This window comes from Mycobacteroides abscessus ATCC 19977 (assembly GCF_000069185.1).
Classification (GTDB): domain Bacteria; phylum Actinomycetota; class Actinomycetes; order Mycobacteriales; family Mycobacteriaceae; genus Mycobacterium; species Mycobacterium abscessus.
On the sequence record NC_010397.1, the window covers coordinates 3,403,274 to 3,421,682 of the forward strand.

At 65.7% G+C, this 18,409-nt stretch carries 13 protein-coding genes; 6 read left to right on the forward strand and 7 right to left on the reverse strand.

Going from position 1 to position 18,409, the window contains the following annotated elements:
- Window positions 1–91 precede the first annotated feature (91 nt).
- Window positions 92–952: an SGNH/GDSL hydrolase family protein gene (locus MAB_RS17015; protein ID WP_005056756.1), complete on the forward strand. Its 861-nt coding sequence runs from the start codon at window positions 92–94 to the stop codon at window positions 950–952.
- On the opposite strand, the gene mnmA is transcribed toward MAB_RS17015, so the two are convergent.
- The 5 genes from mnmA to MAB_RS17040 form a co-directional block, all read right to left on the reverse strand.
- The gene (gene mnmA / locus MAB_RS17020) at window positions 949–2,019 is read right to left on the reverse strand and encodes a tRNA 2-thiouridine(34) synthase MnmA (protein ID WP_005093979.1); all 1,071 of its coding nucleotides are present in this window, start codon (window positions 2,017–2,019) and stop codon (window positions 949–951) included. The two genes, MAB_RS17015 and mnmA, sit on opposite strands and share 4 nt — an antisense overlap.
- On the reverse strand, window positions 2,016–3,206 hold the full coding sequence (locus MAB_RS17025; RefSeq protein ID WP_005081348.1) for a cysteine desulfurase family protein: 1,191 nt from the start codon (window positions 3,204–3,206) through the stop codon (window positions 2,016–2,018). The genes mnmA and MAB_RS17025 overlap by 4 nt, the downstream gene beginning before the upstream one ends.
- Window positions 3,207–3,394: 188 nt before the next feature.
- Window positions 3,395–4,264 (reverse strand): lysophospholipid acyltransferase family protein, encoded by an 870-nt coding sequence (locus tag MAB_RS17030; RefSeq protein WP_005081343.1) that lies wholly within the window; start codon window positions 4,262–4,264, stop codon window positions 3,395–3,397.
- A gap of 2 nt (window positions 4,265–4,266) precedes the next feature.
- Complete coding sequence (locus tag MAB_RS17035; RefSeq protein ID WP_005081337.1) at window positions 4,267–5,148, reverse strand: GNAT family N-acetyltransferase; 882 nt, start codon at window positions 5,146–5,148, stop codon at window positions 4,267–4,269.
- Window positions 5,149–5,315: 167 nt separating this feature from the next.
- Entirely contained in the window at window positions 5,316–6,059 is a 744-nt protein-coding gene (locus MAB_RS17040) for an SDR family oxidoreductase (RefSeq protein ID WP_005093980.1), read from the reverse strand.
- A 207-nt stretch (window positions 6,060–6,266) separates the two neighbouring features.
- Between MAB_RS17040 and MAB_RS17045 the strand changes: the two genes are divergently transcribed.
- Window positions 6,267–8,972: a helix-turn-helix transcriptional regulator gene (locus MAB_RS17045; protein WP_005081334.1), complete on the forward strand. Its 2,706-nt coding sequence runs from the start codon at window positions 6,267–6,269 to the stop codon at window positions 8,970–8,972.
- A 118-nt stretch (window positions 8,973–9,090) separates the two neighbouring features.
- Here the strand turns inward: MAB_RS17045 and MAB_RS17050 are convergent, their stop codons facing one another.
- Both MAB_RS17050 and MAB_RS17055 read right to left on the reverse strand, forming a co-directional pair.
- Complete coding sequence (locus MAB_RS17050) at window positions 9,091–10,047, reverse strand: electron transfer flavoprotein subunit alpha/FixB family protein (protein WP_005056737.1); 957 nt, start codon at window positions 10,045–10,047, stop codon at window positions 9,091–9,093.
- Window positions 10,048–10,091: 44 nt separating this feature from the next.
- Complete coding sequence (locus tag MAB_RS17055; RefSeq protein WP_005056735.1) at window positions 10,092–10,883, reverse strand: electron transfer flavoprotein subunit beta/FixA family protein; 792 nt, start codon at window positions 10,881–10,883, stop codon at window positions 10,092–10,094.
- 249 nt (window positions 10,884–11,132) lie between these two features.
- On the opposite strand from MAB_RS17055, the gene MAB_RS17060 reads away from it, so the two are divergent.
- From MAB_RS17060 to car, 4 genes are all read left to right on the forward strand, one after another.
- Entirely contained in the window at window positions 11,133–11,954 is an 822-nt protein-coding gene (locus MAB_RS17060) for a class I SAM-dependent methyltransferase (RefSeq protein WP_005086476.1), read from the forward strand.
- A gap of 35 nt (window positions 11,955–11,989) precedes the next feature.
- Entirely contained in the window at window positions 11,990–13,513 is a 1,524-nt protein-coding gene (locus MAB_RS17065) for a 1,4-alpha-glucan branching protein domain-containing protein (RefSeq protein ID WP_005135407.1), read from the forward strand.
- A 118-nt stretch (window positions 13,514–13,631) separates the two neighbouring features.
- Entirely contained in the window at window positions 13,632–14,876 is a 1,245-nt protein-coding gene (locus MAB_RS17070) for a glycosyltransferase family 4 protein (protein ID WP_005056727.1), read from the forward strand.
- A gap of 36 nt (window positions 14,877–14,912) precedes the next feature.
- Window positions 14,913–18,404: a carboxylic acid reductase gene (car, locus tag MAB_RS17075; protein ID WP_005111775.1), complete on the forward strand. Its 3,492-nt coding sequence runs from the start codon at window positions 14,913–14,915 to the stop codon at window positions 18,402–18,404.
- The last annotated feature ends 5 nt before the right edge of the window (window positions 18,405–18,409 follow it).

The following is an 18,409-nucleotide window of genomic DNA, read 5'->3' on the forward strand; positions in this document are numbered from 1 at the left end:
CCCCGTAACGTCGACATGGGCAAACGGCGATATGCCGTTCAGTACCATTGATCGGGGCCATCTTCCGGCCGGCGGGTAGAAGAGGGAATACATGCGCGCGCTCAGGACGCTTTCGACGATGATCGGCCTCGCGGCGGTGGTGGCGGCGACAGCGGCCGTCCCCCCGATCGCGTCCGCCGAGCCCGCCGCGGGAGCGCAGCTGGTGGCGATCGGTGACTCGTTCATGGCGGCGGGTTCCAACGCGGCCGCAATCACCGGCCCCGTCGGCACCGCCTGCAACCAGGCCACAGATAACGTCGCGCATCTGGTGGCCTCGTCGTTCCCGCAGATGACATTCGCCGATTACTCGTGCGTGGGCGCGCTCACCACCGACGTTTATGCCCCGTCCACTCGCGGCCCGCAGAACGTCGGGCTGTCGCCCGCCACCAAGGTGGCGATCGTGTCCATCGGGGGAAACGACGCAGGCTTCGAGCAGATCGCCACCGACTGCCTCTTCGCGTTGAGCTGCCCGCCGGAGAAGAAGGCTCAGTTCAGTGCCAACGTGGCCTCGGTAGGACCGAAGCTGACGGGTGCGTACGCCGCGATACGCCAGGCGGCACCGAACGCCCGCGTATTCACCGTTGGCTACCTGCCGATCCTCCCTCCGGATGCCAAGGGATGTCTGGTCGGGCTGATCAATACCCAAGAGACCATCAATTTCCTCAACGGGCTACAGCGCCAGCTGAACGACACAATCGTCGCCGAGTCTTCCAAAGCTGGCTTCACTCCGGTCATCCCGGCGACCAGCAGCGACCACAGCGTATGCGCCGCGGATTTCCAGCGCTACGTGTCGATGACGGGTGCCGGTGCCGGCGATGAGGGAATTCCCATGCACCCCACTGCTCCTGGCCGCCAGTATGTGGCCGAGCGCGTGGCGATCGCCATGCGTTCCGCGGGGGTTCAGGGCACCTAGTCGCGCGTGATGACGGCGCTGCCGAGCACTTCGTCGCCCTCGGCGTCGGGCCGGTACAGCACCACCGTCTGCCCTGGAGCCACACCCCGCAGAGCGGTGCGCAACCGGACGTGAATCCGCTCGGCCCCCGGCTCGACGATGGCATCCACTACTGACCCGTGTGCGCGGACCTGCACCTGACACTCGATGGGTTGGCCCGGGACCCGGCCGGAGGTCCAGACCACCGGCTCTCCGCCGAACTCCCAAATCTCAAGATCTTCAACGGTTCCCACCCGGACGGTGGCAGTCTCGGCATCGATCGACGTGACGTATCGGGGGCGGCCATCAGCGGCGGGCCCGACCAGCCCCAGTCCCTTGCGCTGACCGATGGTGAACTCATGCACGCCGGCATGGGTCGCCAGCACACTGCCGTCCGCGTCCACCACATTCCCTCGGCGCACGCCGATCCGTGCACCCAGGAACGCCTGGGTGTCACCGGAAGGAATGAAACAGATGTCATGACTGTCGGGCTTGTTCGCCACCAGCAGGCCACGCTGTTCGGCCTCCGCCCGGATATCGGGTTTGGGACTGTCGCCCACCGGGAACATCGCGCGGCGCAACTGTTCTGGGGTCAGCACCCCCAGCACGTACGACTGGTCCTTGTCCGCGTCCACCGCGCGGCGCAGCCTGCCATCCTGCAGACGCGCGTAATGGCCGGTGGCCACCGCGTCGAAGCCCAGCGCGACGGCCCTATCTGCCAGCGCCGCGAACTTGATCTTCTCGTTGCATTTCACGCACGGATTCGGGGTGCGGCCCTCGGCGTACGCCTCAACGAAATCGTCGATGACGTCCTCTTTGAATCGATCAGCGAAATCCCATACATAGAACGGGATTCCGAGCATATCGGCGACGCGCCGCGCATCGGCGGCATCCTCCTTGGAGCAGCATCCGCGAGATCCCGTGCGCAGTGTGCCCGGCGCGGCCGACAACGCCAGGTGCACGCCGACCACCTCATGTCCGGCATCGACCATGCGGGCGGCAGCCACCGAGGAGTCGACTCCCCCGCTCATCGCCGCAAGAATTTTCACGACCGCCCCCCGGCGCTGGCGAGGGCAGCGGCACGCGCCCGGGGAACGGCAGCATGAAGCGCCTCGAGCGCACGGTCCACGTCCGACGGGACGGAGGTGTGCCCGAAGGTGAAGCGCAACGATCCACGCGCGACTTCGGGGTCTATACCCATTTCGATGAGCACATGCGACGGGCGTGCCACACCCGCCGTGCACGCCGAGCCCGTCGAGCATTCGATGCCGTTGGCATCCAATAACATCAGCAGGGAATCGCCTTCACATCCGGCAAAGGTGAAATGCGCATTCCCGGGCAACCTGCCGCTGCCGGGCGCACCATTGAGGGTGGCGCCCTCGATCTGTGTCAGTACTTGGTCGATCAACGAATCCCTTAGTCCGGCCATGGCGGCCGCGCTCTCGCACCGTTCGGCGACCGCAGCGACAAGCGCAGTCGACATCGCCACGATGGCCGCGGTGTCGGGCGTGCCGGACCTGATATCCCGTTCGTGACCACCACCGTGTAGCAATGGCACACAAGCGATTTCACGCCGAAGCAGCAAGGCGCCGACTCCCATCGGACCACCGAATTTGTGCGCGGCCACACTGATCGCCGACAGCCCGCTAAGCGCGAAATCGACGTCGAGCTGGCCGACCGCACCAATGGCATCGCTGTGCATAGGAACATCGAATTCTGCTGCAATGGACGATAATTCGTAGATCGGGTTGATGGTGCCGACCTCATTGTTGGCCCACATCACTGTGATGAGTGCGACGTCGTCATGCTCGGCAAGAGCTGCGCGCAGTGCCCCGGGCGTCACGGTGCCGGCCTGGTCGACGGGCAGCCAGGTCACCGCGGCGCCCTCGTGATCGGCGAGCCACTGCACAGCATCCAGCACGGCGTGGTGCTCCACGGCACTGGCAATGATGCGTCGACGGCGCGCGTCAGCGCCGCGGCGTGCCCAGTAGATGCCTTTGACGGCCAGGTTGTCGCTCTCGGTGCCACCGGCGGTGAAGATCACCTCCGACGGCCGGGCCCCCAGGGCCGCCGCGATCGACTCACGCGATTCCTCCACCCGCCGGCGCGCATCGCGGCCAGCCCCGTGTAAGGAGGCGGCGTTTCCGGTCTGTGCCATGGTGGCGGCCATCGCCTCGATGGCATCGGGGCGCATCGGGGTGGTGGCGGCATGGTCCAGGTAGACCGATCGGGACATAACGCATCCAGGATAGCGGGCGGATACCCAAGGTCAGATTCGACGGAGGCGAGCACGCCCGCCGCCATCACGTCGGGCGTTCCCACGTGAGACGGCCCGCCTATGAGCGACAAACTGCCCGCGAGTCGGCACTGTCGCTTGTAGCTGGCCGCCAAGACATGCGTTTTCCCGCAGACCAGAGCCGGTGATCAGGCCGCGATCGGCTCCGGGCGTTCGGGATGCTCCGGGTGATGGTGGCTGTGGACCTGCGGGATCTGATCCCCGGCCCGCACGGCCGTCTCACAGCGTGCGGCCAGATCGCGGCGGCTCTCGCCGGGTAATTGCAGCCCCGCCACCCGAATATGCGCCACCGTCATCCGCGTGGCGGTGAGCCGGCGAATGGACGCCATCAGGGTGTCCTCGCCAACGTACGCCGGCACGGTCGACAACTCGCCGTTCAGGTGGTGATAGGTCAACCGCAACGGCTGCACCGGCCGTTGCGCATCGACCGCGGCCTGAAACATCGCGGGGCGGAATGACCCGTACGCACGACCACACCAGGTGGTGCCCTCCGGGAAGGCCACCACCGTCTGGCCGGCACGCAGCCGTGCGGCAACGGTGCCCACCACCCGGGGCAAGGTGCGCAGGTTTCCCCGCTCGATCGGAATGACACGCATCATCCGGGCGATGACGCCCAGGCCCGGCCAATCGATCAGGTCCGCGCGAGCCACGAACGAGCCCGGAAGCACGGCGCCGATCGCGAACACGTCGACCCAGGAGACGTGACCTGCCACCACCAGGGAGCCCCGGATATCGCGAATCGGCCCGCCGGAGACCGAGATGCGTACGCCAAGGCAGCGCAACATCAGCCGGCAGTAACCACGCTGCCAGCGGACCCGCCCAGGAAGCGGAATCCCCAACAGCGGTGCAAGTGTCAACAGCGTGATCGCCATAGCGATACGCGATGTGGTCCGGAAGGTGCGCGTAAACCTGCCGGGCTCGTCGATGAGGTTGGCCCGCATGCAGCTTTCGTCACAGGTTGCCTTCGGCAGCCAGGCGTGAGCGTATTCGGGTGCCATCGCTACTCCGATTCCGAAGGCACCGTGGTAGCGCCGATTTCCGAGGCCGCCCCCACCGATCTCAGCCGTTTGAGGTATCGCACATCGGCTTCGTTCTTGTTGAGCAGGGCCATGAAGTCGGCCACACCGAAGTCGGGGTCGTGCGCGGGCTCTCCAAGAACCTTCGCCCCAAGCCGCAGGTATCCACGCATCAGCGCAGGGACCTGCACCTTGGCCGGCGGGGCGATGTCATCAAGGCCCATCCCGCCGACCACGACCGGGTTGTAGGGCCGCACCGTGTACTGCGGGGCCGCGGCATGCCGCTTCATCACGAAGTCACGCACGGCACGCACCTGGCTACCGGGAGCCTGTTCGGGGCTGTCCTGCATCGGAACCGACACACATCCGGTGACATACGTGTAGTCGCAGCGATCCAGGTAGGCCAGGATCCCCGCCCACATCAGCAGCACCACCGCGCCGTTGCGGTGATCGCCCCGCACCACGGCCCGACCCATCTCCACCAACTGAGGCCGCAGCGAGTCGAGTCCGCTGATATCGAATTCCGTTGCACTGTAGAGTCCTCCGGCCGCAATAGCCCCCGGCGGAGGAAGCATCCGGTAGCAGCCCACCACATCGCCGGAGACGTCCTCGCGTACCAGGAGGTGGTCGCAGTGCTCGTCGAAACGGTCGGCATCGCGTCCCTCGAACGCCTCCGGAGTGCTGGCGAGCTGGAATCCCGGCTCACTGCTGAATACGTCGTACCGAAGCCGTTGTACGGCATCGATATCGGCGGAATCGTTCGACAACAGCAGGGTGTACCGGGGCCCCAGCGCGGCCTCCCCGGTCTTCCCCGCCACCTCTGGCATGGATTGATCTGCGGCGATGAGAACTGACGCGGTACTCATGACTGCGAGATTCGCGGAGTTATGCGGCGGAACGGCATCAGAAGCGTGTCGTGTCCATGCACGATCCGTTAATTGCGGCGTTCAGTACGCCAAATGCGTGCTTGCGGAAGTGAATCCCTAAAGCAAACGTTGAGCCAACAGAAACTACGCGGGCACGCTCTTGCAGGTCACCGACGTGCCATCCAGTCGGCGAACCGGGTCTGTGTCAGCACGCCGTCGTCGCCGGTGACCAGGCTGAAGTCATCGACCGGCGTTCCGAAGTAGGTAGCGCCTGAATCCACCACGACCGGCCGATCGTCGCCGCGTGCGGCGAGCACCGCCCCGGCCATATCTGCGAAGGAAAACTTCTCGGGCCCACCGATGTTGATGATGCCATTGCGAGGTGCCGCCGCTGCGGCATGCGCCACCTGCGTGGAGACGTCGTCCACGGCGATCAGCTGGATCCTGGCATCGGGCACGCGTACCTCGTCGCCGACCACGAGCGTGTCGGTGATCGCCTCCGCGAACTCCTGAAACTGCGTCGCGCGCACGATCGTGTACGGCAGGCCCGAGCCGACGATGATCTTTTCCTGCGCCACCTTGGCACGCATGTAACCGCTCTCGGGCAGGCCGTCCGCCCCGACGATGGACAAGGCGACATAGTGCCCGACACCGGTCGCCTTCGCGGCGTCGACGAGATTGCGCGCGGAGGCGGTGAAGAAGTCCATGACTGGTCCGTCCTCGAACGAGGGCGAATTGACAACGTCAATGACCACAGCCGATCCGGTCAGCGCGTCCACCAGTCCCTCACCGGTCAACACATTCGCTCCCGATGACAACGACGCCGCCACCACATCATGTCCGTCCGCGATGAGCAACGACACGACCCGGGAACCGATTTGGCCGGTAGCACCGACAACTGTGATTTTCATTGTGTGATTACCTTTCTGGTCACACAAACAACGCTCGCAGGTCGACGCCGTGTTCGCGCCCTGGAAAGTCCGTAGTCGTTCGGCCCGAACGGGGCAATCGATAAACTTCGACCCAACTCATCAACTTCGGCGGAGCACGCAATCAACAGCTATCCGGAATCGCGTCTGTGCGGTCGAACCCAAGAATGCTCGGCGCTGGACCGCCTGATGACGGCCTCCCGCTCAGGGCCCAGCCAGGTTCTCGTGCTGCGCGGCCAAGCTGGTGTCGGCAAGACGGCGCTGTTGCGGTACGTGCTGGGGAAAGCATCGGGGCAACTGATCGCCCAGGCCTCCGGCATTCAATCGGAGATGGAGCTGGCCTTCGCGGGATTACAACAGTTCTGCGCGCCCCTGACGAAGTACTCCGGGGCGATACCCGACCCGCAGCGTGAGGCACTCACCATCGCGTTCGGAACCCGTAGCGGCCCCCCGCCCGATCGCTTTCTGATCGGATTGGCGGTGCTGAGCCTGCTGGCAGCGGCCGCCGAGCATCAGCCCGTGCTGTGCGTGATCGACGACGCACAATGGCTTGACCGGGTCTCCCTGCAGACCCTGGCCTTTGTCACCCGGCGCCTGGGCAGTGAACCGGTCGCCATGCTGTTCGCGGTACGTGACGGCACCGATAGCGAACTCGCCGGGCTGCCCGAACTCACCGTGCACGGCCTGCGCGCGGCCGACGCCGGCACGCTGCTGGACTCGGTCATCCCAGGGCTCCTCGATGAACGTGTTCGCGACCGCATCGTGGCCGAGACGCAAGGCAACCCGCTGGCACTGCTGGAACTGCCCCGGGACATGACCGCCGAAGAGCTGGCCGGCGGTTTCGGGTGGCCGGACGGCGGTCGGCTGGCGGGGCAGATCGAGCAGACGTTCCTCCGGCGAGTCCAACAGCTTCCCGCGCACACCCAAACACTATTGCTGGCCGCGGCAACCGATCCGCTCGGCGACGTGACGTTGTTGGCGCGCGCCGCCCAACAGCTCGGAATTCCGATGCATGCGATCGCACCCGCCGAGGCGGCCGATCTTGTGGAGCTGAGCACCCGGGTGCGCTTCCGCCATCCGTTGGTGCGTTCGGCTGTCTACATCAGCGCAAATCCCTTGGAACGCAGAAGAATTCATGGCGTCCTGGCCGGCGCCACGGACCCGGGCGCCGATCCCGATCGTCGGGCATGGCACCGCGCGCATGCGGCCGCGGGTACCGATGAGGCCATCGCGTGGGAGTTGGAGCAGTCCGCCGGCCGCGCTCAGGCCAAGGGCGGCGTCTTGGCTGCTGCCGCGTTCCTACAGCGCGCGACCGAACTCACCGCGGATCCGGCGGCGCGGGGCCGGCGGGCGCTGGCCGCCGCCCAGTCGAAATACGACGCGGCCGCCTTTGACGCCGCCCGCGAGCTGCTCGGCGTTGCGGACATGACCCCGCTGGATCCGTTGGCACGAGCCCGTGCGACACGACTGCGCGCGAAGATCGCATTCGCCGAAAGCCGGGTGGGCGCTTTCGGTTCCGTCACCGTGTCCGAAGCCGCAATCGGCCTGGTGGAGGCTGCTAGATGCCTGGAAAACCTCGATGACAACCTGGCCCGGGAAACCTACCTGGACGCGGTGGGCGCCGCCATGTACGGCGGCCGGCTGTGCCCCCGTGGAGGCGCCGTAGAGGTGGCCGAACCGGCCCGTCTGGCGCCCGCCGGGGCGCAGCCCGCAAGACCCTCGGACCTGCTACTCGACGGCCTTGCCCGGCGAATCACGCATGGCGCCGCGGCGAGTGCGCAGACACTGGGCGAAGCGCTCACACTCATCCGCTGTGAAGCCGACCGTCCGGCGAACACCAGCTGGATGGAGCAGGCGTTTCCCATCGCCCTCGAATCCGCCACCCATGAAGTGTGGGACGACGACATGTGGCATCACCTCGCCACGCGTGCGGTCCATATCGCCCGTGAAGTCGGCGCCCTCTCGCTGCTGCCGGCAGCTCTCATCTATCGCGCGGGTATGCACGTGCACGCCGGCGAGCTCGACGCCGCGGCCGAACTGGTCCAGGAGGCCGACGCCATCTCGGCCGCGACAGGCCACGCACCCATCAGGTACCACTCCTTGATCCTGGCGGCCTGGCGCGGTAGCGAGCCCACGGCTATTCGGCTGATCGATGAGGCCATGCGCGATGGGGCGGCCCGAGGCGAGGGCAGACTGCTCGGCGCGATGGGCTACGCGGCCGGGGTGCTCAACAACAGCCTCGGCCGCTACGAGCTCGCCTTTATGGCGGCACGAAGAGCTTGTGAGCATGAGGATCTCGGGTTATACAGCTGGTGCCTGATCGAATTGATCGAGGCGGCCGTGCGCTGCGGCGAGCACGACACCGCGGTGAAGGCATTCGGCCAACTCGAAGAGCGCGCATTGGCCGCACAAAGCGACTGGTCTCAGGGGATGGTGGCACGCTCCCGTGCACTGATCACCGTCGGCCATGACGCCGAGCCCCACTACCGGGAGGCGATCCAGCGACTCACCAACACGAGGATTTCCGCCCACCTCGCCCGTGCCCACCTGATTTACGGCGAGTGGTTGCGCCGTTGCAATCGACGCTCGGACGCCCGCACGGAACTCACAGCGGCACACGGAAGTTTCGTCAACATGGGCACGGCGGCCTTCGCCGAACGCGCCGAACGCGAGCTTCGCGCCACCGGCGCGAAGGTCCGGAAGCGTTCTGCCAGTTCAGAAAAGGCGCTGACAGCGCAAGAGGCGCAGATCGCCCGAATGGCAGGCCAGGGCTTGACCAATCAGGAGATCGCCGCCCAGCTGTTCATCAGCTCGCACACTGTGGAGTGGCATCTGCGGAAAGTATTCGCCAAGCGCGGCATCACCTCTCGCAGGCAACTGCGCAGTGGCCGCTAGGCCCCGGCGACCACAGAAATCCCCATGAACGCCGAAAGGACTATCCAGCGCCCTCGACGCGGTGGTCTGGGGCTCTGGATAGTCCAGTGGCGTAACGTCAGCCGTCCCGAAGACGGACTTAGCCCTTGCGGGCCTTCACGGCGTCGGTGAGCTGCGGTGCGACGTTGAACAGATCGCCCACCACGCCGAAGTCGGCGATCTCGAAGATGGGGGCTTCCTCGTCCTTGTTGACCGCGACGATGGTCTTCGACGTCTGCATACCGGCGCGGTGCTGGATGGCGCCCGAGATACCCAGGGCGATGTACAGCTGAGGCGACACAGTCTTACCGGTCTGACCCACCTGGAACTGGCCCGGGTAGTAGCCCGAGTCGACGGCGGCACGCGAGGCGCCGACGGCGGCACCGAGCGAGTCGGCCAGAGCCTCCACGACGCTGAACTTGTCGGCGCTACCGACACCACGACCGCCGGACACGACGATGCTGGCCTCGGTGAGCTCCGGACGGTCGCCGCCGACCACCGGCTGGCGAGAGGTGACCTTGGTGGCGTTCTCGGCGGGCGCGGGTACCTCGACGGCGACCTGCTCGCCCGCACCGGCGGCAGGCGCAGCTTCCACCGCACCCGGACGCACCGTGATGACAGGGGCATCGCCGTTGGCCTGGGCCTCAACGGTGAACGCGCCACCGAAGATCGAGTGCAGAGCCTTGCCACCCTCACGGACCTCGACCACGTCGGTCAGCAGGCCCGAGCCCAGGCGTGCGGCCAGACGTCCGGCGACCTCTTTGCCCTCGGTGGTGGCGGCGATCAGGATGCCCGCGGGGCTGGCGGTTTCGGCCAGCGCAGCAAGGATGTCGACCTTAGGGGTCACCAGGTAGCTGTCGACGACATCGGACTCGGCGACGTAGATCTTGGCGGCGCCGGCCTCCTTGAGTCCGTCGATCAGCGGCGCGGCGGTACCGGCGGGACCGGCAACGACGGCCGAGGGCTCGCCCAGGACGCGGGCGGCGGTGATGAGCTCGGCGCTGACCTTCTTCAGCGCACCCTCTGAATGCTCAACGAGCACAAGTACTTCAGCCATATCGATTCTCGTTACTCTCTCGTTTGGGTATTAAGGGGGTCGATTTAGATGATCTTTTGGGCAACCAGGAATTCGGCGACCTTGGTGCCGCCCTCGCCCTCGTCGGTGATCTTCTCGCCCGCGGTCTTGGCGGCCTTGGGGGTCGAGGACAGCACGGTGGACCCGGCGTTCGCGACGCCCACCTCGTCGGCCTCCACGCCGATCTCGGCGAGGGTCAGCACGGCGACTTCCTTCTTCTTGGCGGCCATGATGCCCTTGAAGGACGGGAAGCGGGGCTCGTTGATCTTCTCGGTGACGCTGACGATCGCCGGCAGGGTGGCCTCGACCTCGAACACGCCCTCGTCGGTCTCACGCTCGCCCTTGACGACGCCACCTTCGACGGTCAGCTTGCGCAGGTGGGTCAGCTGCGGCAGGCCCAGGTACTCGGCGATGATCGCCGGAATGGCGCCCGAGCGGCCGTCAGTTGCCTCGTTACCGGCGATAACCAGCTCAACACCCTCGACCTGACCCAGCGCGCGGGCCAGGGCCCAGCCGGTCTGAATGGCGTCGGATCCGTGCAGACCCGGGTCGAGCAGGTGAACTGCCTTATCGGCCCCCATGGACAGCGCCTTGCGGATGGCCTCGGTGGCCTTTTCCGGTCCGGCGGAGACCACGGTCACGACCGAGTCGCCGCCCTCGCGCTCCTTGATGAGCAGCGCTTCTTCAACGGCACGCTCGTTGATCTCGTCCAGCACCGCGTCGGCGGCTTCCCGGTCGAGCGTGAAGTCACCGTCGGTGAGCTTGCGCTCCGACCACGTGTCTGGGACCTGCTTGATCAGGACCGCGATGTTCGTCATGAGTCTCCGATCGTCCTTCCTCTTCGCTGTCTGCCAGCGGTGTGCTGGCCATCTGCTCTGTGCTTCCATGCGCACCCACGCCCGCCGGTCGCACTGTCACATTTTCGTGACTAATCCGGCTGATCTTATTACTCACGGGTAACATACGGAGTTCGCCCGTACACCATAGCCGGTTCACTCCTGGTTTCCGGCCTGTGATCTGGGCCACCAGTATTAAGACACGGCGTTCACCCGATAGCCTGCCTAACGATGAACTCGCACCTGACCGACCCGCACCCGGCCGATCCGCTCCGCACAAGCGGCCCATCGGCCGAAGATCCGGACGCCACGCTGGCGCTGACCGGAGAGCGGACCGTGCCCGGCATCGCCGAGGAGAACTACTGGTTCCGCCGCCATGAGGTCGTCTACGAGCGGCTCAGCAGCCTGTGCGCGGGACGTCGCGTGTTGGAGGCGGGCAGCGGTGAGGGCTACGGCGCCGACATGCTGGCGCAAGTGGCCCAGCACGTCATCGGACTGGACTACGACGAGTCTGCGATCGCACACGTGAAGGCTCGCTACCCGCGGGTGGATATGCGGGCCGGAAACCTGGCGGACCTACCACTGGCCGACGGATCGGTGGACGTGGTGGTGAACTTCCAGGTGATCGAACACCTGTGGGATCAGGGCCAGTTCATCCGCGAATGCGCCCGCGTCCTGCGGCCCGGCGGATCGCTTCTGATCAGCACGCCGAATCGCATCACCTTCTCCCCCGGCCGCGACACCCCGCTGAACCCCTTCCACACGCGCGAGCTCAACGGTGCCGAACTCACCGAACTCCTTGAGGAGAACGGGTTCTCACTGGAGTCGATGAACGGAGTTTTTCACGGACCGCGGTTGCGCGAGCTCGACGCCAAATACGGCGGTTCGATCATCGACGCGCAAATCGAGCGCGCCGTCGCGGGCGCGCCGTGGCCGCAGGAGCTACTGGCGGACATCACCGGTCTGACCACCGAGGATTTCGAAATTGTCGACGCCGGTGAGCGCGATATCGACGCGAGCCTGGACCTGGTTGCCATTGCGGTGATTCCGTGACGCCATCCAAGAAGCCCGTTCCAGGCCTTTTCACCATGGTGCTACATACACACCTGCCGTGGCTGGCCAACCATGGGCGCTGGCCGGTCGGCGAGGAGTGGCTATACCAGTCTTGGTCCGCCGCATACCTGCCGCTGTTCAAGGTGTTGCGCACACTGGCCGCCGAGGGCCGGGAGAACCTGCTCACGCTGGGCATCACCCCCGTGGTGGCCGCGCAGCTAGACGATCCGCACTGCTTGACCGGGCTGCACAGCTGGCTCGCCAACTGGCAGCTGCGTGCATTCGAGGCTTCCACAATCAGCAGCACCGATGCCGAACCAGGCACCGCGTCGAGCCCGGAAATGTTGCGAGCGTTCGGAGTTCGCGAGTATCAGACTGCTACCGCTGCCCTCGATGAGTTCGACACGTACTGGCGTCACGGCGGCAGCGGGCCGCTGCGCAACCTGATCGATGCCAAAGCCATCGAACTGCTGGGCGGCCCACTGGCTCATCCGTTCCAGCCGCTGTTGCACCCGCGCCTGCGCGAGTTCGCACTGCGCGAAGGATTGGCAGATGCCGCACAGCGTTTCGGGCATGCACCCACCGGTATTTGGGCGCCCGAGTGCGCCTACGCCCCGGGTATGGAAGAGGGCTACGCGGCGGCAGGCGTCAAGCACTTCATGGTGGATGGTCCGTCCCTACAGGGAGACACGTCCCTGGGCCGCACGGTGGGCGACTCCGACGTGGTTGCCTTCGGCCGCGACCTGGCGGTGAGCTACCGCGTGTGGTCCCCGAAGTCCGGATATCCGGGCCATGCCGCCTACCGCGACTTCCACACCTATGACCATGACACCGGACTCAAGCCGGCCCGTGTCACCGGACGCAATGTGCCATCGGAATCCAAGGCACCCTATGACCCCGAGCGCGCCAATGCCGCGATCGACATCCATGTCCGCGATTTCGTGGACACCGTCCGCCAGCGTCTCGTCGACGAATCCAGCCGCATCGGGCGGCCCGCGCACGTCATCGCCGCCTTCGACACCGAGCTCTATGGACACTGGTGGTACGAAGGGCCCACCTGGCTAGAACGGGTGCTGCGCGCGCTACCCGAAGCCGGTATTCAGGTGGGCACGCTGGAGCAGGCCCGCGAGCAGGGATATGTGGGCGAGCCGTTCGACTTGCCCGCCAGTTCATGGGGCTCCGGCAAGGATTGGCATGTGTGGAACGGCGAGAAGGTAGCCGACCTGGTGCAGTTGAACACCGAGGTCGTCGACACCGCGCTCACCGCGGTGGACAAGGCTCTCAACGAGCAACCCGCGCCGCATACCCGCAACCGGGTGGCCGATCAGATATTGCGCGAAGCGCTGTTGACCGTGTCCAGCGACTGGCCGTTCATGGTCAGCAAGGATTCGGCGGCCGACTACGCGCGCTACCGCGCGCACCTGCACGCACACGCCACCCGCGAGATTGCCGGCGCCCTGGCCAGCGGACGTCACGACGTGGCATCTCGATTGGCGGACGGTTGGAATCGCGCGGACGGATTGTTCGGCGCGCTTGATGCCCGGAGGCTGCCCCGATGAACATGGCCCTTGCCCGAGAGGCTCATCTCAACACGGTCTTCGCCCGAGAGGCTCATCTCAACACGGTCTTCGCCCGAGAGGCTCATCTCAACACGGTCTTCGCCCGAGAGGCTCATCTATGAGAATTCTGATGGTCTCGTGGGAGTACCCGCCGGTGGTCATCGGCGGACTGGGCCGACACGTGCATCACCTGTCCACCGAATTGGCCGCCGCCGGGCACGACGTGGTGGTGCTGACCCGCCGCCCCTCGGGCACCGACCCGTCGAGTCATCCGACCTCCGACGAAATTTCCGAAGGCGTCCGTGTGGTCGCTGCCGCCGAGGACCCCCACGACTTCGACTTCGGCACCGACATGATGGCCTGGACGCTCGCCATGGGACACGCCATGGTGCGGGCGGGATTAGCCCTGGGCCTCAAGGGATCCGGTGATTGGCGCCCCGACGTGGTCCATGCGCATGACTGGCTGGTCGCCCACCCCGCTATCGCGCTGGCCGAACATTTCGATGTCCCGCTGGTGTCCACGCTGCACGCCACCGAGGCCGGCCGCCACAGCGGCTGGGTGTCTGGGCGCATCAGCCGGCAGGTGCACTCGGTGGAATGGTGGCTGGCTCGCGAATCGGACTCGCTGATCACCTGCTCGGCCTCGATGCTCGACGAGGTGACTCAGCTATTTGGGCCGGAGCTGCCACAGGTCCACGTCATCCGCAACGGAATCGACGTCACTCGTTGGGTCTTCGCGCCCCGACCACCCGCAGACGGCACTCCTCCGGTACTGCTTTTTGTGGGGCGGCTCGAATACGAGAAGGGCATCCACGACGCGATCGCGGCGCTGCCCAAGATTCGCCGTGCGCACCCCGGAACCGTGCTGGCGGTGGCCGGCGATGGTACACAACAGGATTGGCTGCTGGAACAGGCGCGCAAGTACAAGGTCGTAAAGTCTGTCCAGTTCCTGGGCACCCTCGACCATTCGGAGTTGCTGCACTGGTTACATCATGCCGACGCCATCCTACTGCCCAGCCACTACGAACCGTTCGGCATCGTGGCACTGGAGGCCGCGGCCGCGGGTACTCCCCTGGTGACCTCGACCGTCGGCGGTCTCGGCGAGGCAGTCATCGATGGTGAGACGGGAATGTCCTTTGCGCCACGCGACGTGGCAGGTATTGCCGAGGCGGTCACTCGCACGCTCGACGACCCTGCCGCTGCCGCCGAGCGGGCGGTAGCCGCACGGGCGCGGCTCACCGCGGACTTCGATTGGGCCACTGTCGCCGACGAAACCGCACAGGTGTATTTGGCGGCCAAGCGTCGCGAGCGAGAGCCGCTGGGCCGCAGCGTCATCGTCGAGCGTCCCCTGCCGGACCGGTAAACCAGCTATCCCCCAGTAACAGAAAGTGAGCCGCAAATGACGGCTGGTGCGGCGGCTCGCGTTGCCAAACTGTTCGAGTCCGATCCCCAATTCCGGGCAGCCATGCCGGATCCAGCGGTGATGGACTCGCTGCTGGCGCCCGGCCTGCGTTTATCCCAGGTACTCCACGCGTTGCTCAGCGGTTACGCGGAGCGCCCGGTGATGGGTTTCCGGTCCCGCGAGTCGGTGGTCGACACCGCCACCGGCCGCACGGTCGACCGGCTGCTCCCTGCCTTTGAAACCATCACCTATGGGCAACTCCTGGAAGACATCTCGGCCATCCTCGCGGAGTGGCAGCATGGCGACATTCCCATGGGCGCCGGCGACTTCATCGCCACCATCGGCTTCTCCAGTCCCGACTACGTCACCCTGGATCTGGCCACCCTCATGAATGGTTCGGTCTCGATCCCACTGCAGCACAACACATCTGTGGCGCAGCTGCGGATGATGCTGGAGGAGACCAGCCCACGCCTGGTGGCGGCGAGCGCGGACTGCCTGGATCTCGCGGTCGAGGCAGCTGTCGGGCTTACCGATCTGCGACGGGTTGTGGTGTTCGATTACCGCGCCGAGACCGACGATCATCGCGAAAAACTGGCCACGGCAAGAGAACGCTTGCACGCGGCCGGTATGGACGTTGTAGTCGAACCGCTCGCAGAGGTGATCGGGAGAGGACGAGACCTACCCGAACCCGTGCTGTACACGGCCGGGGACGATCAGCGCACGGCCCTGATCATGTACACCTCCGGTAGCACCGGCGCGCCCAAGGGGGCGATGTTCACCGAGTGGACGGTGACCCGCTTCTGGTCCTCGGGCGCCGCCCCCAACCGGGACACCCCGATCATCAACGTGAACTTCCTGCCGCTCAACCACCTTGCGGGCCGGGTAGGACTGCTGACGGCCTTCATTCCCGGCGGCACATGCTACTTCGTCCCCGAGAGCGATCTGTCCACCCTGTTCGAGGACTGGCAGCTGGCACGGCCCACCCATATGGGTGTGGTTCCCCGTGTCGTCGACATGCTCTTCCAGCACTACCAAACGCGAGTGGACGCACTGATGGCCGGGGGAACCGACGTCGACACCGCCGATCGGCTAGCCAAAACCGAACTGCGCGAAGATGTCCTGGGCGGGCGTGTGGTCGCCGGCATGCTCGCCACCGCGCCGTTGTCCCCCGAGATGAAGGCTTTCCTGGAGTCCTCATTGGACTTTCATCTGCTTGATCTGTACGGCCTGACCGAGGTCGGCGGCGTGTTCCGAGACGGCAAGATTTCCCGGCCGCCGGTGCTCGACTACAAGCTCGTCGATGTTCCTGAGCTCGGGTACTACACCACCGACAAGCCCCATCCGCGTGGCGAATTGCTGGTCAAGAGTGCCACCGCAACGCCCGGCTACTACAAGCGTCCCGACGTCACCGCCGAGGTGTTCGACGCCGATGGCTACTACCGCACGGGCGATGTCATGGCGGAGGTCGCGCCGGACCAATTGGTGTACGTGGACAGGCGCAATAACGTCATCAAGCTCGCCCAGGGCGAGTTCGTCGCGGTCGCCAATTTGGAAACGGTCTATGTGGGTGCGCCGCTGGTGCGCCAGATCTTCGTCTACGGCAACAGCGAACGCGCATACCTCCTCGCCGTTGTGGTGCCCACCGAGGAAGCCCTGCGGGCACACCCGGACCCCGTCGAACTGAAGAATTCGATCCGGGAGTCACTGCAGCGGACCGCCCGCTCCAACCACCTGCATTCCTACGAGCTGCCCGCCGACTTCATTATCGAAACCACTCCATTCACGATCGAGAGTGGGATGCTTGCGGCTGTCGGTAAGCCGATACGTCCCAAGATGATCGAGCACTACGGCGACCGGCTCGAGCAGCTCTACGTCGACCTCGCCGAGGCACGCGTCCAGGAACTGCGGCAGCTCCGCGATACGGCGCAACAACGCCCGGTCCTCGATACCGTCACCGAGGCCGCCCAGGCCCTCCTCGGCATGTCTGCGGACGCCGTCCGTCCCGACCACCACTTCATCGACCTCGGCGGAGATTCGCTGTCCGCGTTGACATTCTCCAATCTTCTTCGAGACCTCTTCGACGTCGAGGTTCCGGTCGGTGTGATCACCGGCCCGGCGGCCGATCTGCGCAAGCTCGCCGCTTACATCCAGCACGAACGGGAGCACAGCACCGCGACCGCTGCCAGCGTGCACGGGCTCGACACCACCGTCATCAGCGCCACCGAACTGACACTCGACAAGTTCATCGACGCCGAGACACTCCACAACGCTTCGCAACTCGACGTGCCGGCGGGCGCGGTAGCTACCGTTCTGCTCACCGGCGCCAACGGATATCTCGGAAGATTCCTCTGCCTGGAGTGGCTGCAACGGCTGTCCCAGACAGGTGGACAACTGATCTGCCTGGTCCGCGGCGACAACGCCGATCAAGCCCTCGCGCGCCTCGTTGCCGCCTACGGCGACACCGATCGCACACTGCTCGAGGAGTTCCACACCCTGGCTCGACGGCACCTGCGCGTGATCGCCGCCGATATCGCTCAGCCGCGCTTCGGCGTGGATGACGCCACCTGGGAGCAGCTGGCCCGCGATGTCGACAAGATCGTGCATCCGGCCGCGCTGGTCAACCACGTGCTGCCCTACAACCAGCTGTTCGGCCCCAATGTGTTTGGCACGGCGGAGGTTATCCGGCTGGCCCTGACCACCCGGATCAAGCCGGTGACCTATCTGTCGACGATGGCCGTGGCCATGACCGTGCCCGATTTCGACGAGGACGGGGACATCCGCACGGTGAGTCCCACCCGGCATATCGACCCCGGCTACGCCAACGGGTACGCCAACAGCAAATGGGCCGGCGAGGTGCTGCTGCGGGAGGCACACGACATATGCGGCCTGCCGGTCAGCGTGTTCCGGTCCGACATGATCCTGACGCACCGCCGTTACAGCGGACAACTCAACGTCACCGACGCCTTCACCCGCATGCTGCTGAGCCTGGTGCTCACCGGCATCGCGCCGCGAAGCTTTTACCAAGGCGATGGCAGCGGTGCCCGCCCACGCGCTCACTACGAGGGGCTGCCGGTCGATTTCGTCACCGAAGCCATTACCAGCCTCGGCCTGTCCTCGTCCGAGGGATTTCGCTCGTACGACGTCATGAATCCTCACGATGACGGCATTTCTGTGGACACCTTTGTCGACTGGCTCATGGAAGATGGGCATTCCATCGACATCATCGACAACTACGACGAATGGCTGTCCCGTTTCGAGACGGCATTGCGAGGTCTGCCCGACGAGCAGCGGCGCGCCTCAGTACTTCCGCTCCTCGATGCGTATCGGATACCGGGCAACCCGCGCCGTGCTGCCGCCACGCCCAATCATGTATTCCGGAAAGCCGTACAGGAGAACAACATCGGAGGTGACGGCGCCGATATTCCGCAAATCGATCGTGCGCTGATCGCCAAATACATCGCCGATCTACGAGCACACAGGCTGCTGTGAGCGCA